Origin of the sequence: Microbacterium oxydans, from assembly GCF_000956525.1 — a bacterium.
GTDB lineage: Bacteria > Actinomycetota > Actinomycetes > Actinomycetales > Microbacteriaceae > Microbacterium > Microbacterium oxydans_A.
The window spans coordinates 57,927-74,980 of the sequence record NZ_JYIW01000023.1; the positions used below are offsets into that span (position 1 = coordinate 57,927).

Annotated in this window: 11 protein-coding genes; 5 read left to right on the forward strand and 6 right to left on the reverse strand. The window is 68.2% G+C overall.

Annotation, left to right across the window (positions count from 1 at the left end; translation table 11 throughout):
* Positions 1-44: 44 nt before the first annotated feature.
* The 4 genes from RS83_RS07665 (at position 45) to RS83_RS07680 (ending at position 8,210) form a co-directional block, all read left to right on the forward strand.
* Positions 45-761, forward strand: a complete 717-nt coding sequence (locus RS83_RS07665; RefSeq protein WP_230114964.1) for a CDP-alcohol phosphatidyltransferase family protein — start codon at positions 45-47, stop codon at positions 759-761.
* On the forward strand, positions 751-1,662 hold the full coding sequence (locus RS83_RS07670; RefSeq protein ID WP_045278942.1) for a glycosyltransferase family 2 protein: 912 nt from the start codon (positions 751-753) through the stop codon (positions 1,660-1,662). The genes RS83_RS07665 and RS83_RS07670 overlap by 11 nt, the downstream gene beginning before the upstream one ends.
* An 84-nt stretch (positions 1,663-1,746) precedes the next feature.
* On the forward strand, positions 1,747-2,391 hold the full coding sequence (locus RS83_RS18250; RefSeq protein ID WP_052678960.1) for a hypothetical protein: 645 nt from the start codon (positions 1,747-1,749) through the stop codon (positions 2,389-2,391).
* A gap of 155 nt (positions 2,392-2,546) precedes the next feature.
* The gene (locus RS83_RS07680; protein ID WP_052678962.1) at positions 2,547-8,210 is read left to right on the forward strand and encodes a PKD domain-containing protein; all 5,664 of its coding nucleotides are present in this window, start codon (positions 2,547-2,549) and stop codon (positions 8,208-8,210) included.
* 110 nt (positions 8,211-8,320) lie between these two features.
* Here the strand turns inward: RS83_RS07680 and RS83_RS07685 are convergent, their stop codons facing one another.
* The 4 genes from RS83_RS07685 to RS83_RS07700 all read right to left on the reverse strand — a co-directional run bounded on the left by RS83_RS07685 (position 8,321) and on the right by RS83_RS07700 (position 13,517).
* Positions 8,321-9,535, reverse strand: a complete 1,215-nt coding sequence (locus RS83_RS07685) for a hypothetical protein (protein ID WP_045278943.1) — start codon at positions 9,533-9,535, stop codon at positions 8,321-8,323.
* The gene (locus RS83_RS07690; RefSeq protein WP_045278944.1) at positions 9,532-10,854 is read right to left on the reverse strand and encodes a lipopolysaccharide biosynthesis protein; all 1,323 of its coding nucleotides are present in this window, start codon (positions 10,852-10,854) and stop codon (positions 9,532-9,534) included. Before RS83_RS07690 ends, RS83_RS07685 begins: the two co-directional genes overlap by 4 nt.
* Positions 10,851-12,281: a polysaccharide biosynthesis tyrosine autokinase gene (locus RS83_RS07695; RefSeq protein WP_045278945.1), complete on the reverse strand. Its 1,431-nt coding sequence runs from the start codon at positions 12,279-12,281 to the stop codon at positions 10,851-10,853. The genes RS83_RS07690 and RS83_RS07695 overlap by 4 nt, the downstream gene beginning before the upstream one ends.
* An 81-nt stretch (positions 12,282-12,362) precedes the next feature.
* Positions 12,363-13,517, reverse strand: a complete 1,155-nt coding sequence (locus RS83_RS07700) for a glycosyltransferase (protein WP_052678964.1) — start codon at positions 13,515-13,517, stop codon at positions 12,363-12,365.
* A 143-nt stretch (positions 13,518-13,660) separates the two neighbouring features.
* Here RS83_RS07700 and RS83_RS07705 point away from each other — a divergent pair, with 143 nt between their 5' ends.
* Positions 13,661-14,236, forward strand: coding sequence for a hypothetical protein (locus RS83_RS07705; protein WP_045278947.1), 576 nt, complete (start codon positions 13,661-13,663; stop codon positions 14,234-14,236).
* A 21-nt stretch (positions 14,237-14,257) separates the two neighbouring features.
* Here RS83_RS07705 and RS83_RS07710 read toward each other — a convergent pair whose 3' ends face one another.
* Together RS83_RS07710 and RS83_RS07715 are read right to left on the reverse strand one after the other, a co-directional pair.
* Complete coding sequence (locus RS83_RS07710) at positions 14,258-15,424, reverse strand: DUF1972 domain-containing protein (protein ID WP_045278948.1); 1,167 nt, start codon at positions 15,422-15,424, stop codon at positions 14,258-14,260.
* 4 nt (positions 15,425-15,428) lie between these two features.
* The gene (locus tag RS83_RS07715; protein WP_045278949.1) at positions 15,429-16,961 is read right to left on the reverse strand and encodes a sugar transferase; all 1,533 of its coding nucleotides are present in this window, start codon (positions 16,959-16,961) and stop codon (positions 15,429-15,431) included.
* Positions 16,962-17,054: the final 93 nt, after the last annotated feature.

The following is a 17,054-nucleotide window of genomic DNA, read 5'->3' on the forward strand; positions in this document are numbered from 1 at the left end:
CGGAGGGGACACGCCGAATGGCCACGGAGAGTTTTGCTGATTCGATGCGGCGCCTGTCTTCCGCGCAGAAGGGCCGCGCGAAGGGCGCCCCCGCGTACAGCGTGTACGTGAACCGTCCGGTCGGGCGGGTGTTCGCGGCCATCGCCTATCGCATCGGGCTGTCGCCGAACGGTGTCACCGCGGTGAGCGCCGTGTTCACGTTCTCCGGCATCCTCGTCCTGGCTCTCGCGACGCCGACATGGTGGACCGGGTTCCTCGTCTGGCTGCTGCTGGCGATCGGCTACGCGCTCGACTCGGCCGACGGCCAGGTCGCGCGACTGCGCGGTGGCGGCTCGCTCGCCGGGGAGTGGTTGGACCACTTCATCGACGCGATCAAGATCGTGTCGCTGCCGATCGCCACTGCGATCGGTCTGTTCCGCTTCACCGATCTGCCGACTCCGTACCTGCTGGTACCGCTCGCCTTCGCGGTGGTCGCGACGGCGACCTTCTTCGGCATGATCCTGAACGACCTCCTGAAGTCGTCGAAGGGGATCGCCTCCTCCGCGCAGACCGGTGGCGGCGGCGCACTGCGCTCCGTGATCCTGCTGCCTGTCGATTACGGCGTGGTCTGCTTCGTCTACGTGCTGTGGGGCTGGGCGAGTGTCTTCGCGGTCGCCTACGCGTTCTTCTTCCTCGCAGCAGCCGCGTTCTGCCTGCTCGCGGCGGTCCGCTGGTTCCGTGCCATGCGGAGTCTCGGGAACGGCGCCCCGAATGCCGGATGAGTCCGCGCTGGCGATCATCGTCGTCAACTACGGGTCATCCGCGCTGCTCGAACTGAATCTCGTGGCGACGAGCCGAGCGCTCCCGGATGCAGCCGTGTACGTCGTCGACAACCGCACGACCGCCGAGGAGGCCCGCCGTGTCGGTGAGCTGGCCGAGCGCGAGGGATGGATCGCGCTGCCGCAGGGCGGCAACCTCGGATTCGGCGGAGGCGTGAACCGCGGCGTCGAGGCCGCGCTCGCCGATGGCAGGACTCGTTTCCTCCTGCTCAATCCGGATGCCTCGATCGGCGCCGAGGCGACGCATCTGCTGCTCGACGAGGTCGACGTCGCGGAATCGGTGGTCGCAGCGCCCCTGGTCGATGACGGCGCAGGGCGGGTGTGGTCGGCCGGCCACGTGCTCGATCTGCGCGACGGCGCCACGCACGGTCGGACCTGGGCTGAGCGGCATCCCGACGCCGACACGCGCCGGTGGCTCACCGGGGCGGCGCTGATGATCAACGACGCGGCGTGGACATCGGTCGACGGGTTCGACGAAGAGTACTTCCTCTACTGGGAGGACGTCGACTTCTCCCTGCGCATCGAGGATGCCGGTGGGCGGCTGGTGCTCGTTGAGCAGGCGAAGGCCATCCACGACGAGGGCGGGACCCAGGGGATCGGCGATCCCGACGTGCACGCCAAGTCGCCGCTCTACTACTACTACAACATCAGGAATCGGATGCTGTTGGCGCAGAAGCTGCTCGACGCGGAGACCGTGCGCCGGTGGGATGCCGGCTCGGCATCCGCTGCGCGAGAGGTGCTGCTCCGTGGTGGCAGGCGGCAGCTGCTTCGACCGTGGCGCCCGCTCAGTGCGGTCTGGCGCGGGTGGCGCGACGGCCGGCGCATCGCGCGACAGGCGTCCTGACAGCTCGATCCGTGGTCGAGGTCGTCCGATAGAATCTCGGCATCCGTCGACATCACGACGGCGTGGGGCGCGGAGGGGACGATCATGGTCGGAGAACCGGACGGATCAGTGCAGGGCACTCGTCGGAAGACCTGGCTCTGGATCGCGCTCGCCGCAGTCGTCGCGATCGTCATCGCCGTCATCGTGTACTTCGCCGTCACCGCAGGCTCCTCGGAAGGTGGCACGCCCACCGCGAGCCCATCGCCGTCGGCGTCCTCCTCGGCTCCCGCGGAAACGGCTGATCCGAGTGCGCAGCCGACGCCGGATCCCTCGGCGACGCCCGGCACCATGCCAGAGCTCGCCCCCGTCGCCCCCGACCAGCCCTCGGACAACGGCGAGGGCCTCGTCGCGCAGATCACCGCGATGAAGGCGGTCCAGGGTGAGGCTGTGCAGGCCGGCGAGATCGCGGGTCCGGCTGTGCAGTTCACGCTGCGTCTGACGAACGACACGGATGCGCCGATCGACCTCGGCCTCATCGCGGTCAACGCCTACATCGGTGAGGCGCTCACTCCGGCCGGCGGTCTCGTCAAGCCAGGAGCGGCCCCGTTCGAGGGCACACTGGCCGTCGGAGACTCGACCGACGGGGTCTACGTCTACAGCATCCCCGAGAAGCAGCGCGACGACGTGACCCTGACGGTCGACTACCGCGCAGGACAGCCCGCGTTCGTCTTCCGCGGCACGGTCGGCTGAGCGCCGCGGGCTGACCGCCTCGCGGTCCGTACATCGCACCTTGCCGATATGCCGGTATTACCCTAGGATCAGCCCAGGGGAAAGGTCGTCTATGGGGGACGGCCTTCATTTATGCGTCGCTTCTCATGCGCGCAGTGCAACTCTGGGGAGAAACAGTGCACATCTATTGGGGTGGCCGTTCTGAGACGGCCGACACGCGCGAGAACCGCGCTCATCGTGGCGTGAAGCTGCTGGGCGCCGTCGCCGCCGCCATGGCGCTCATCGTCGGCGCGTTGACCGTTCCGGTCGCCGCCGTCGCTGACACGACGCCAGCGGCAGGCACACCTGAGACGTTCGCCGCCGACGCGCTGCCGACCGTGCAGATCGACGGTGTCGTCTACGCGCAGGAAGTCGTCGGCAACACGGTCTACGTCGGCGGCAGCTTCGCGCAGGCGCGTCCTGCCGGATCGCCCGCTGGCTCGAACGAGACGCCTCGCGCGAACCTCCTCGCCTACGACCTGACGACCGGCAACCTGATCTCGTCATGGAACCCCGGCACGAACGGCACCGTCCTCGACATCAAGAAGTCCGCCGACGGATCGCGCATCTACGTCGCCGGCATGTTCTCGCAGGCGGCCGGCGCATGGCGCTACCGCGTCGCCGCGTTCGACACCGCGACCGGTGCACTCGTCACCAACTGGGCGCCGGAGGCCAACGGCCGCGTCGACTCGATCGCACTGACGAACTCCACGGTCTACCTCGCCGGCGAGTTCACCACGATCAACGGCACGCAGCGCACGAAGGTCGCTGCCGTCTCCACCTCGACCGGAGCGGTCACGCCGTTCACCGCAGACGTGCAGGGAGGGTACGGTGCGAAGGGCGTCGTCATCTCCCCTGACCAGTCCAAGGTCGTCATCGCCGGCTCCTTCACCTCGGTGAACGGCTCGACCAACCCCGGCCGCGGTATCACGGCGCTCGACGCGAGCGTCGGTTCGCTGCTGCCGTGGGCGATGAACAGCGTGCTGCGCAACGCCGGCACCGTGGCCGCGATGTACTCGCTGTCCTCCGACGGCGACAGCGTCTACGGCACCGGCTTCGACTACGGCGGAACCTCGCAGGACGGCTTCGAAGGTGCGTTCCGCGCCAACTGGAGCGACGGCAGCCTGCAGTGGATGGAAGACTGCCACGGCGACAGCTACGACGTCGCCCCCGTCGGCGACGCGATCTACGTGGTCGGCCACCCGCACTACTGCGGCAACGTCAACGGATTCCCCGAGACGAACCCGCGCTCGTACAAGCACTCGCTCGCCTTCGCGAAGGCTCCGAGCGGCAAGCTGATCACGAACGACACGCAGGGCTACCGCAACTTCGCAGGACAGCCCTCGGGCGATCTGCTGCAGTGGTACCCGGAGTACGTCCCCGGCACCTACACCGGCCAGTCCCAGGGACCGTGGCAGGTGAGCTCCGCCGGAGACTACCTGCTCGTCGGCGGCGAGTTCCTCAAGGTGAACGGCGCTTCGCAGCAGGGCATCGTCCGCTTCGCGAAGAAGAACGTGGCACCGAACAAGCAGGGACCGCAGGTGCAGGGCGGTGCGTGGACACTGAGCGCCACGTCGTTCCAGACCGGCGTGAACCGCCTCTCGTGGAGCGCGAACTACGATCGCGACAACCAGAGCCTGCACTACCAGGTCTTCCGTCAGGACAAGGGCATGACCACGCCCCTGTACGAGACCGACCAGCTCTCGAACTTCTGGACCAGGCCCGCGATGACCTACCGGGACTCGACGGCCGTGCCGGGAACGGCATACAACTACCGGATCAAGGCCATCGATTCGTTCGGCAACAGCACCCAGAGCGACTGGACGCCGGTGACGACCGCTGCTGCGGGCGTGTCGACCGCCTATGACGACGCCGTGCTCGCCAGCGGTGCAGTGGACTACTGGCCCCTGAACGAGCCGACAGGCACGACGAGCTACGACTGGGCAGGCAACAGCGACCTCGCCGTCGCCAATGCCACGCGCGGCGCGGCGGGTCCGGTCACGCCGGGCTCGGCGACCACCTTCAGCGGCAGCACCGGCTCCTCGGCCGGCACCACCACCCCGACATCCGGCCCGCAGACGTTCACCGTCGAGGCCTGGTTCAAGACGAACAGCACCCGCGGCGGCAAGATCGTCGGCTTCGGCTCCAACGCCACCGGCAACTCCGGCAGCTACGACCGTCAGGTGTACCTCGACAACTCGGGCCGCGTCACCTTCGGCGTCTACCCCGGGGCGAGTCGCACCGTCACCAGCGGCACCGGCTTCAACGACAACCAGTGGCACCACGTGGTGGCGTCGCTGAGCTCGAAGGGCCAGGTCCTCTGGGTCGACGGCGTCAAGATCGGTGAGCGCACCGACACGACCTCGGCACAGGACTACCAGGGGTACTGGCGCATCGGCGGCGACAACCTCGGCTCCTGGCCGAACGTCGGCACGAGCTCCTACCTGAGCGGTTCGATCGCGAACGTCGCCCTCTACGACCGGGCGCTGACCCGGAACGAGATCGACGCGCACCGCATCGCCAGCGGTCGCACGAGCGCGCTGCCGCCTGCGCCGGCCGACAACTACGGCAAGTCGGTCTTCACTCTCGACCCGACACTGTTCTGGCGTCTGAACGAGACCGGTACCGGCACGTCTGCCGCGGACTCCGGCATGAACGGCTCCACCGGCACCTACACGGGGAGCACCAGCGTCCTGGTCAAGAACCAGACCGGCGCGATCTCCGGCGTCACCAACAAGGCGATCCGCTGGGCACCGACGACGAGCTCGACCACCGTCCGGCTCGCCGGCACCAAGCAGTACGTGGCGCCGCAGGTCTTCTCGGTGGAGGCCTGGTTCAAGACCACCTCCACGGCCGGCGGCAAGATCGTCGGCTTCGGTGACAGCAACAGCGGGCTGAGCAGCAGCAACGACCGTCACATCTACATGACGACCGACGGCAAGCTCAACTTCGGCGTCTGGAACAACGCGCAGTACAACCTCACGACCACTGGCGCACTGAACGACGGTCAATGGCACCATGCGGTCGGTTCGCTCTCGGGCGACGGCATGGCGTTCTACGTCGACGGCGCACTGGTGGGGACGAACGCCAACACCGCCGCGCAGGACTACAGCGGATACTGGCGAGTCGGCAACGACAGCGGCTGGGCCGGCGCGACCACCTTCACCGGCACGATCGACGAGGTCGCCGTCTACGGCGCCCCGCTCACCGCGACGCAGGTGAGCGAGCACTACCAGCTCGGCGCCTTCGGCTCGGTGAACCAGGTTCCGACCGCTGCGTTCAGCAGTGTGCCGACCGACCTCGCCGTCGCCTTCGACGCATCGACCTCGGTCGACACCGACGGCGCGATCGCCTCGTACAAGTGGACCTTCGGCGACGGAGCCACCTCGACCGACGGACCGACGACCGCGCACACCTACGCGACCGGCGGCACCTACGACGTGAAGCTCACGGTCACGGATGATCGGGGCGCGACCGCCACGATCACGCAGCCGATCACGGTGCAGGCGGCGAACGTGCTGCCGACCGCCGCGTTCGACGCGGTGACGACGCACATGAGCGTCGCGGTCGATGCCTCGGCATCCACCGACTCCGATGGCACGCTCGCGACCTACTCGTGGTCGTTCGGTGACGGGGCACTCGCCACCGGCAAGACCGCGACCCACGCGTACACGACGCCGGGCGAGTACGCCGTGACGTTGACGGTGACCGACGACCGCGGCGGCAGCGCGACCACGACCCAGCAGGTGACGGCGGCGCTCGCGCCGAACGTCCTGCCGACCGCGGCGCTGACTGCGACGATCGCCAACCTCACGGCGTCGCTGGATGCTTCGGCATCCGCTGACTCCGACGGTCAGATCGTCTCCTACGCCTGGAACTTCGGCGACACCGTCACGGCGACGACGACCACGCCCACGACGACGCACGACTACGCCGCCGGTGGTGCGTACACCGTCACGGTGACCGTCACCGACAACCGTGGTGGCACGGCGACGGCGACGAAGCAGGTCACTGCGGTCGAGCCGCCGAAGTTCACGGTGCTCGCGAGCGACAAGTTCCAGCGCACCGTCGCCTCCGGGTGGGGAACCGCCGATCAGGGCGGGGCATGGACCACGTCCGGAGGGGCTGCGAGCTTCTCGGCCAATGGCACGTCGGGCCAGATCGTGACCAACATCTACGACACCCGTGGCGCGATGTTGAACTCGGTCTCGTCGAAGAACACCGACACGGTGGCCAAGTTCACCGTCGACCGGACGGGCGCCGGGTACTCCTGGACGATGTTCGGCCGCCAGGTCGGTGCCGACAACTACTCGGCTCGAGTGCGGTTCGAGGCAGGGAACACGATGCGGGTCTACATCCTGCGTGGTGAGACCGCGATCGGCGCCTCGTACGTGCTCCCGGGCACCTACACCGCGGGCACCGAGCTCTCGGTCCGTCTCCAGGTCACCGGCACCTCGCCGACGACCATCCGGGCGAAGGTCTGGCGCTCCGCCGATGCCGAGCCGACCGCATGGCAGCTGTCGGGCACCGACACCACCGCCGCGCTGCAGGCCGCCGGTTCCGTCGGCCTGACCGCGTACCTCGGTGGCACCTCGACCACGCCGACGGCGACCATGAACCTGCGTTCCTTCACCGTCGTGGATCCGACGGCACCGACGGCTGCCAACCAGCTTCCGACGGCGGCGTTCACGCCTACGGCCGCAGGCCTCAAGGTCTCGGTCGACGGATCGGCCTCCACCGATCCCGACGGCACGATCCAGTCCTACGCCTGGACCTTCGGCGACGGAGGCACTGCGACCGGCGCGACCGCGACGCACACCTACGCGGCGGCTGGCACCTACTCGGTGAAGCTCACCGTGACGGATGACCGCGGCGGCGTGGCGACGAAGACCTCTTCGGTCACCGTCGCTCCGGCACCGAACCAGGCACCGGTCGCAGCGTTCACGCCGACCGCCACCGGGCTCTCGGTCGCGGTCGACGGGTCGGCATCCACCGATCCCGACGGCACGATCCAGTCCTACGCCTGGACCTTCGGCGACGGAGGCACTGCGACCGGCGCGACCGCGACGCACGCCTACACGGCAGCCGGCACGTTCGACGTCATCCTCACGGTGACCGACAACACCGGAGCGGCCACGTCGATCACGAAGCAGGTCACGGTCACGGCGCCTCCGGTCGCCACCGCGCTGGCAGCCGACGCGTTCGCGCGGACGGCAGCAACCGGCAGCTGGGGCTCCGCAGACATCGGCGGTGCCTGGACGCTCCAGAACGGCGCAGCGGCGTACAGCGTGGCGGATGGCAAGGGCATCGCGACCCTCACGCCCTCCTCCACCAGGATCGCGCGGTTGGGCGTGACGGCGACCGATGCACTCGTGCGGGTCTCCATCTCGACCGATGCCTCCGTGGCCGGCGGTGCTGCGACGGCGACCGTGATCGGCCGTCAGGTCGGCGCATCCAACTACTCGACCCGCGTGCGGTTCGAGGTCGGCGGCGGCGTGCGGCTCTACCTGCTGCGCGACGAGGTGGCCTTGGGTTCGTACCTGATGCCCGGGTTCACCTACACGCCTGGCACCACGCTGAACGTGGCGCTCTCGGTCACCGGGACCAACCCGACGACCCTCGGTGCGAAGGTCTGGGTGGCGACGGATGCCGAGCCCGCGACCTGGCAGGTCACCGCGACCGACACCACCGCGGCCATGCAGGCGACCGGAACGGTCGGCCTGATGAACACGGTGTCCTCGGCGTCGACGCTGGCTTCGACGGTCTTCCGCTGGGATGACCTGAGCGTCACCAAGCCCTGAGTCTGATCGATCAGACGACGAAGCCGGGAGTCCGCAGCTGCGGGCTCCCGGCTTCGTCGTTCCCGGGTCTCCCGTTGTTCCGGGATCCTCGGCATGAGCGGATCAGCTGATCAGCGTGCGAAGCTCACGAACTCCGGGTCGGAGATGGCGGAGGTGTCTTTGCGGGTGCGCGGCACCATCGCGAGCGCGACCCCCAGCACGAGCGTCGAGATCGACGTGGAGAAGAACGGTGCGAACAGCGAATCCCAGAACACCTGGATCGCGAGGTAGATCATCAGCCCGCTCGCGGCGCGCTTCGCCACCTGCCCTGCCGTGCCCAGCGTGATGATGACGAGCGCCACGACCAGCATGGCCGCGCCGAAGAGCCCGAAGCGGATCCACAGGTCGCCGAGCATCGAGTGCACTTCGAAGCCGTTGCCGAACATGTACTTCTCGACGTAGCCGTTGTTCGGGTCGTAGTTGAGCCGCGCCATCCCGGTCTTGGCGATGAGCAGATCGATGCCGTTCGCGAGCGTGCCGGAGCCGAGGCCGAGCGGATTCGCCGCGATGAGCTCGGTGGATGCACCCAGCTCAGGACGACCGCCGAGCAGCAGCGAGCCGGACTGCGCGATCTGCGCCTCGGAGCGCACTGCGGCTGCCTTGCCGAACCACCCCTCGAGGATGAACGCCTGCAGGGCGGCATAGCCGATCACAGCCGTGAACCCGAAGACGGCGAGCGTTCGCACCGTCGTCGAGCTCTTCGCCAATCGCGAGCCGAGAGACTGCCAGACCACGAGGGCTGCTGCCACCAGGAGCATGGAGCCGGCCGAGCGGGAGTCGTTCAGGGCGGAGACCACCGCGAGGAGCAGCAGGGCGATCATCTCGACCCACGGCCGGCGGCTCATCATGCACAAGGCCAGGACGATCACCGTCGCAGGAACAGACAGGTCGAACTTCCAGACGTTGTCCATGTCGAGACCGTGGAGGACCACCCCCACCATCAGCCCGACCCCGTACCAGAGCGCGGTCGCGGCATTGCCGAGCAGGCTGCGCACCCACACGACGACGCCGATGCCACCGATCACGCTGATCAGGGAGAAGGTGTTCTGCTGCATCATCGACTCGCTTGTCGGATGATCGCCTGCGAAGAAGTCCGTCAGCACGAGCCCGCTGACGATGGCCAGCCCGCCCAGCGTCACGATCGCCGAGCCGCCGCGGTGGCGCCAGAGCGTTACCACCCAGACCGGCAGTAGCAGGATGCTGATCAGGATGCCTGCGGTCACACCCTGGAGCAGCGTGATCCGTGCGGCCAGGATCACGCAGACGACTGCGGCGAGGACTTTCACGTCGCGCCGTCTTCAGGGCCCGGCGATGCGCCCATGAGACGATCGCGGTGTCGTGCGATGTAGATCGCGAACGGCACGACCTGGAAGACGAGCACGGATGCCGCGTTCGCGAGCACGGGGCCGCCGGCGCCGAGCGACGGGGTGATCAGCAGCGCGAGCACGATCGTGGAGATCGTCATCAGGGCGACCGGGATCATCTGGAAGCGGATGCCGGCCTCGTCCATGAGGAACATTCCGAGCGGGTAGAGCGCGGCCTGGCACACGACCATGAGCCCGAACGCGATCACCGTGGCACTCGAGACCTCGAGCGAGTCGTTGGTGATGAACCCGAACAGCCAGGGGGAGATCGCCCAGACGATGGCGCAGATCACTGCGGCACCTGCTGCGAAGAGCGCGGCGATCGCGTAGGGCCCGCGGGTCAGCGTGCCTCGAGCGCGGGAACGGGTGAACAGCGGCCACAGTGCGAGTCCGCCGGCTGCGACGACGCCGTTGATCGCGAAGAACACCTGGCCCACTGCGCCGTACTCGGCGACCTCGTGCGTCGTGCCCGACTGAGCGAGGATGTACCGCAGCAATGCGACCGAGAGCGGCGCCGAGATCAGCTGGACGAGCATCGGCCAGCCGATGTGCATGACCCGCACGCCCGGCACGCTGCGTACCCGGGGGATGTCGCGCATCGCACGGCGGAGCAGCGGCGAGAGTGCGCCGAGTGCGAAGCCGAACCCGGCGGCGGCGATCACGAATCCCGACACCATCGACGACAGCGCGAGGAAGGTCCCTGCCGACGGCGGGGCGAAGGACACCAGCACCCAGACCAGCAGCAGGTTGAGCGGCCCCTGAGCAGCCTGGATGAGGATGATCCAGTGGTTCTTGTGCAGGCCGAGCAGCACCCGCTGCCAGATGCCGAGCGGGATGCCGAGGCAGAAGATGGTCAACGAGACGAATGCGGCGAGATCGGCGCCGGGAAGCGTGCCGGCATCGCCGAGGATCGCCCGCCACGCGCCGGTGAGGAAGAGGATCGCGTTGAGGACCATGCCGGAACCGGCGAAGCCGACCATGATGCGGCCGACGGTGGTGAGCTGCGCTCGGATCACGCGATCTTCGCGAGGGGTGTCGCTCACCGCGATGCTGTTCACCAGCACCGCGCCCGACCCGAGGTCGGAGAAGGCGATGAGACCGGGTAGCGATGCGACCAGGGTGTACAGCGCGTAGTACTCGACTCCGGCGCCGCCGATGATGAGGCGGACGGTCAGGACGCCGCAGACGAGCGAGATGGCCATCGAGATGGCCCTCGCTGCGAGTGCGAGCAGGACGCTCATGCGCCGTGCGCTGCGCCGTCGCCCGGATTTCTCTCAGCGCTCACGTTCGCGTTCGCTCGCTTGGCCTCTCGCGACCACCGGCGAGGCGGCGCCTCTGGCACGTAGTACGGGCCGCGCTCGTTGCGCTTGACCGCATTGAGCACGATGCCGACGACGTCCTTGTGCGTGGACTTGAGCGCCGAGAGCACTGCACTGACCTGCTTGCGGCGGGTCTTGCCGGAGCGAGTGACGACGAGGACGCCGTCTGACAGGTCTGCGAGCCACAGCGCGTCCGACACCACGAGGGCGGGAGCGCTGTCGATGATCACGTACTCGTAGCGTTCGCGTGCGACTGCCACGAGCTCGCGCAGTCGGTGCGAGGTGATCAGCTGGCCAGGGTTCGGCGCCGGCGAGCCGCCGGCGATGATGTCGATGTTCATCGACTGGGCGTGCTGCACGGCCTCGTCGAACGTCGCATCGCCGACGAGGATCGAGGTGACGCCGACCGAACCCTCGAGCTGCAGCTGAGTGGCGACGGACGAGCGTCGCAGGTCCGCGTCGATGACCAGGACATCGTGGTTCGATTCGGCGAGTGCGGCGGCCAAGCCGATGCTGACGGAGGACTTCCCCTCGTGTGGGGCCGATGACGTCATCATGACGACCTGCAGCTCACGGTCGACCGCGACGTACTTGAGATTCGCGGCGAGGGCGCGGAACGACTCGGCCGCACGGCTGTCGCGGCTGCGGAGCATGGTCGACAGGACCGTGTAGTTACGGCGCCAGGCCACGATCTCGCCGATGACCGGAGCATCCGTCACCGAGGCGATGTCGCCCCGCTCGGCGATCCTGGTGCCGAGTGCACGTCGGATGAGCGCGTAGGCGACGCTGAGCGCGAGTCCGAGCGCTGCGCCGATGAGCGTGATGAGGCGGGTGTTGGGGCCGATCGGTGCCTGCGGCATGCGGGCGGGGGCGATCGTCTCCAGGCGAACCGCCGGCTGGCCGTTCGCATCGCTCGGGGACACATCGGCGACGGCGGAGACGAGGGAGTCCGTGATGGCCGCGGTGATCTCCTGGGCCCGGTCCTTGTCGCTGTCCGTGACCGAGATCTCGATCACGACCGTATTGAGCGTGTTCACCACCGACACGCGCTTCGCGAGCTGGGTCGCCGTCTCATCGAGCCCGAGGTCGTCGATGACCGGGGTGAGGACAAGTGGGGAAGACGCCAGCACGGCGTAGGTCTGCACCAGGCTCTGGACGTAGCTCGAGCCCTGCACGAGCTCGTTCGTGCTGTCGCCGCGCTGGGGGATCACCATGACGGCGGCCGTCGAGCTGTACTCAGGAGGCAGGGTCCTCGAATAGCCGAATGCCGCACCGGCGCCGATGATCGTGAGCGCGATGATGACGATCCACTGTCGACGCAGGGCGTCGAGGTAGTCCTGCAGTGACATGTTGTTCCTCCCCAGTGTTCGAGCGTCCGGCCTCGGAGTCGGGATGCTCGCCCACTGACTATTCTCCCCTGTGCACGGCCGTCAATCCGCCGTGAACTCCGAGTGTGTCACTCCGACGGAGCTCTCCACTGTTTTCGTCACGATTCGTCGATATCCAGCGACCGAGTGACGGTCGGCTGCGGCAGCTGCGGCGGCCGCCGTGTGCGAGACGACATCCGCCCAGGTGTCCGTGAGCTCCTGGATCGCGTCGGCAACGGCGACGGCGTCGCCGGGGGGAACGACACGCGACGTCGGATACTCGGCGACAGCCTCGCGCAGCCCGGTGAGGTCGCTGACGATCACCGGCCGCTCGGCGAGGATCGACTCGACCGCGGTGTTGCCGAACGACTCGTCGGTGCGGGACGGGACGATCATGACGTCGCAGGCGGCGACGTGCGGCCAGATGTCGGCGGCGTAGCCGTGCGAGGTCACCGTGTCGCTCAGCCCTTCCGCTGTGATCTGCGCCGCGAGCTCGGCCGCGTACCACTCGTAGCCGCGGAAGACATCGCCCACGATCTCGAGCCGGGCGGTCCGCCCGCGGTCGCGCAGCACGGCGAGCGCGCTGATGACCACGTCGGGTGCCTTCCGCGGCGACAGTCGGCCGACGTAGCCGATGCGGATCGGGTCGAGATGCTCGCGCGGCGGCGAGATCGTCGCAGGACCGGGGACCGGGTTGAGCACGACCGTGATCTTCCTGCGGAGTCCTGGCAGGGTGCGACGCATGAGGTTCGCCGTGAATCGGCTGTTCGCGATGACGGTGTGCGCCCAGAGCTGGGGGCTGTAGAGGAAGGCGCGCATCGCCCAGGGGGAGCCGGCCTCGGCCTCGTGCACGTGGGTGATGGTGCGCACGCGCCGCACGCGCAGCAGCATCGGCCAGTGCGGGAGGACGACGGTGCTCACATATGCGGCATCCGGACGGTACCGGGAGACCAGCCGCCAGGAGTCGACGAAGCCGCCGACGGCCGATGCGAGCAGCTTCGGCCAGTTGCGCGGCCGCAGCAGCTGTTTGCGGAGCACGAACATCCGCTGCACCACGACGCGCACGCCGTGGGACTCGAGGGCGGCCACGAGCGGCCCGTGTTCGGGAAGAGCGGCGACGACATCGTGGCCGGCCGCGGCGAGACCGGCCGCGGACTCGAGCGTCACGCGGTCGGCGCCGTACAGTTCAGCGCCGGGGTGGACGATGAGGACGAGCAAGAGGTTCCCCGTTCCGTTCGTGTCGAGGCCCCGCCGGAAGCCGATCGGCGGCAGATAGGATCATTCTTACCGTGTCGACGCGGCTGAGGGGAAACCTTCGAAGCCCGCGCCCGCGCCGATCAGTGCGGGGGAGGGGAATCGGGATGACTGGACGGGTGCTCTTCGTCTGTGCACAGAACATCTGCCGTTCGCCGCTCATGGCTGCCGCATTCGAAGACGAGCTCGGCGCCGATGCGAGTCGGTGGGTCGTCGGTTCAGCCGGGACGGAGGCGTCGCCTGGGCGGCGAGCCTGCCGGTACTCCGTGGAGGTCGTCGTCACCGCTCTCGGCCATCTCTCCACGCCGTTGACCATGGCGGACCTCGACGCGGCGGACCTGGTGATCGCCGCGTCCCTCGCCGAGCGCTCGCTGATCGTGCGGAAGAGCCCGAGCGCTCGCTCTCGCACCTTCACGCTCCGCGAAGCCCTGCTGCTGGGAGAGCAGCAGGTGTCTGCCGCATCCCTCGCCGAGTACGCCGACGTCCTGGACTCCCGTCGCGGCACGCTCGATCTCCCGACGCAGCGGTCGCTGCCGTGGCGACGCGAGACAGGACACCCGCTCGACGTGGTCGACGTGCATCATCTCGGTATCCGCACGCACAGGAGGGGCCTCCAGAAGGCTGCCGCGGATACGCGCACACTCGCTCGCCGCCTGCAGCAGGGGATCGCTCCGCGGTCCTGACCCGGGGTCTGCGAGCGCTGCTCACCATTCCTGGGTGCGCCGTGTGGCCCGCCGCGCTGTGCGGTGGATGCTGACCCGTTCCGCGAGCGAGCGAGCCAGGTGCTCATAGGCGTCGGCGACGTCTTCCCAGCGGAACGCGGTGCGGGCACGCTCCTGCCCTCGGACGCCCAGGTCTCGCGTGCGGTCAGGGTCTGCCTCCGACTGCTCGAATGCGGTCGCGACGTCATCCGGCGTGGAGAAGAACCAGCCCTCGTCGTCGAGGACCTCACGGTTGAACGCGACGTCAAACGCGATGACCGCCGTCGAGGCGCCGAGTGCACGAAGAAGCGAGGGGTTCGTGCCGCCGACGGAGTGCCCGTGGTCGTAGGTGAACGCGTGGAAGTAGAGGGCGTCGAGCAGCTCCTGGTCGTAGACGCCGCCGACGAGGCGGATGCGCTCGTCTCCGGCGGCGGCCTGCTGGATCCGCTGCGTGTACTCGCTGCTGTAGGGGGCTGACCCGACGACGACCAGCGGCAGCGTCGCGGCGCTGCGGCGGTAGCCCTCGACGATCTCGAGCACATGGTTCTCCGGCTCGAATCGGGCGACCACGAGGTGATAGCCGGCCGGTGTCAGTCCGAGTGCTTCGATCCGTCCGTCATCCACGGACTCGAGGATCGGTGCCCCGTAGCGGATCATCTCCGTCGGCACGTCGAACTGGTGACGGTAGTAGTCGGCGATCCCAGGAGCATCCGCGATCAGTGCGTCGGCCGTCCGCACGCCGAACTGCTCCGCCCAACGGTAGTAGGCCTTGCCGCGTGGTCCCCATTTCGACCGACGCCATTCGAGTCCGTCCATGTGCAGCGCGACGGGAGCACGGCGGAGACGAAGCAGCGGCAGGAAGGGGGAGTTCGCTGCGTTGAAGACGAAGGTCGCGTCCGGACGTCGACGGAACATGAGATGCAACGTCGAGAGGCCGGTGTGGCTCAGCGTCTCGATCTGCTTCACCGGGACGGCTGGAAGATGCACGATGCGCATGCCCAGGTAGCTCTTCTCGCGGTGTGCGGACCCGCGGGTGTACACGACGACGTCGTGGCCGCGCTCAGCGAGACGGCGACCGACTTCCTCGATCGCCGTCTCGAAGCCGCCGTAGGCAGCGGGCACTCCTCGTGTCCCCACCATCGCGATGGTGAGGGGCTGCGAATCGCTCATCCGATCAGTATGCCCCGCTGGGCTGCACCATGACCTTCGCAGTACGCCACATGATCTGGAGATCGTTCATGACCGACCAGTTCTCGACGTACCGGAGGTCGAGGCGGACGCTCTCGTCCCAGGAGAGGTCGCTGCGTCCGGAGACCTGCCACAGGCCGGTGATGCCGGGCTTGATGTAGAGGCGGCGGAAGACGGTGCCGTCGTACGCCGTGACCTCGCTGGGCAGCGGGGGGCGCGGGCCGACGACGCTCATGTCGCCGATCAGGACGTTCCAGAACTGCGGCAGCTCGTCGAGGGACAGCTTGCGAAGCACACGACCGACGCGGGTGACGCGAGGATCGTTCTTCATCTTGAACAGGAGGCCTGCTCCCTGGTTCTCCGCCTTCAGCGCCGCGAGCTGCTGCTCGGCGTCCGTCTTCATGGAGCGGAACTTCACCATCTTGAACCGGCGGCCATCGCGGCCGACGCGCTCCTGGAAGAAGAAGATGGAACCGGGCGAGTCGAGCTTGATGAGCAGCGCGAGCAACGGAGCGATCAGGGCGATCGGGATCAGCGCCAGCGTCGCGACAGCGATGTCGAGTGCGCGCTTCAGCAGGTGCTGGCCGCCCTCGTAGGTCGGGATCTGCACCTGGATGAGGGGGAGTCCCTCGACAGGAGCGAACGAGATGCGCGGGCCGGCGACGTCGGTGAGCCGGCTCGAAAGGACGAGCTCGGCGGCGGTGCCCTCGAGCTGCCAGCTCAGCTGCTTGACGAACTCAGGGTCGCCCTCCGGGCGGCTCGCGACGATGATCGTGTCGGCGCCGAGCTCGGCGGCGACCGTGGAGACGGTGTTGACGTTGCCGAGCACGGGGAACGTCGCCGCACCGATCTCGACCTCGCGGGCGTTGCCGTCGAGCAGGGTCGCACCGACCACCTGGTACCCGGATGCGCCGATCGGGTGCAGCTTGCTCACGACGTACTCGACGTCGTCCCTGTTCCCGACGACCAGCGTGCGCGATGCGAATCGTCCGTGGCTCCGCTGGGCCTGGAGCCAGTGGCGCCAGGCCCAGCGGGTCACGAGGAGAGTGAGCACTCCGAGCGGCAGCCCCAGCAGCAGCGTCAGTTGCATCGACTCCCAGTTCAGGAGCACCGCGACGATCGCGATGATCCCGAACGCGAGACCGCTGGCGTGCACGACGCCGCGGTACTCGGTTGCGCTCGCACGGAACAACGCGGCGTCCCGCGTGTGCAGTGCACTGAGCATGAGGTACCACACGGCGGCGAGGGGGATGCCGCCACGAAGGACCTCGGTCGGAGCGACGTCGAAGATCAGCTGGACAGCGGCAGTCAGACCGACCGCGAACAGGATGACTGCAGCATCCGTGATTCGCAGGCGCATCCGATAGCGGCGTTCCCACTGACGGCGTCGTTCCAACGTTGCGGATGCGCGCGGCGTGACCACGGTGCGCGTCACCGACTTGGTGGCTCTCGGTGCGGCGACCGGCAAGAAACCGGTTCCGGTGCGAGCGATGCTCAGGGCATCCTCGACGGAGGTCATGCCCAGGCCCCGAAAGCCGTTGATGTACGCAGAATTCCCCAGTGCGACATGTGTTCCCCAGTTTTTTCCCCAGACCGCGAACAAACGCTCGCG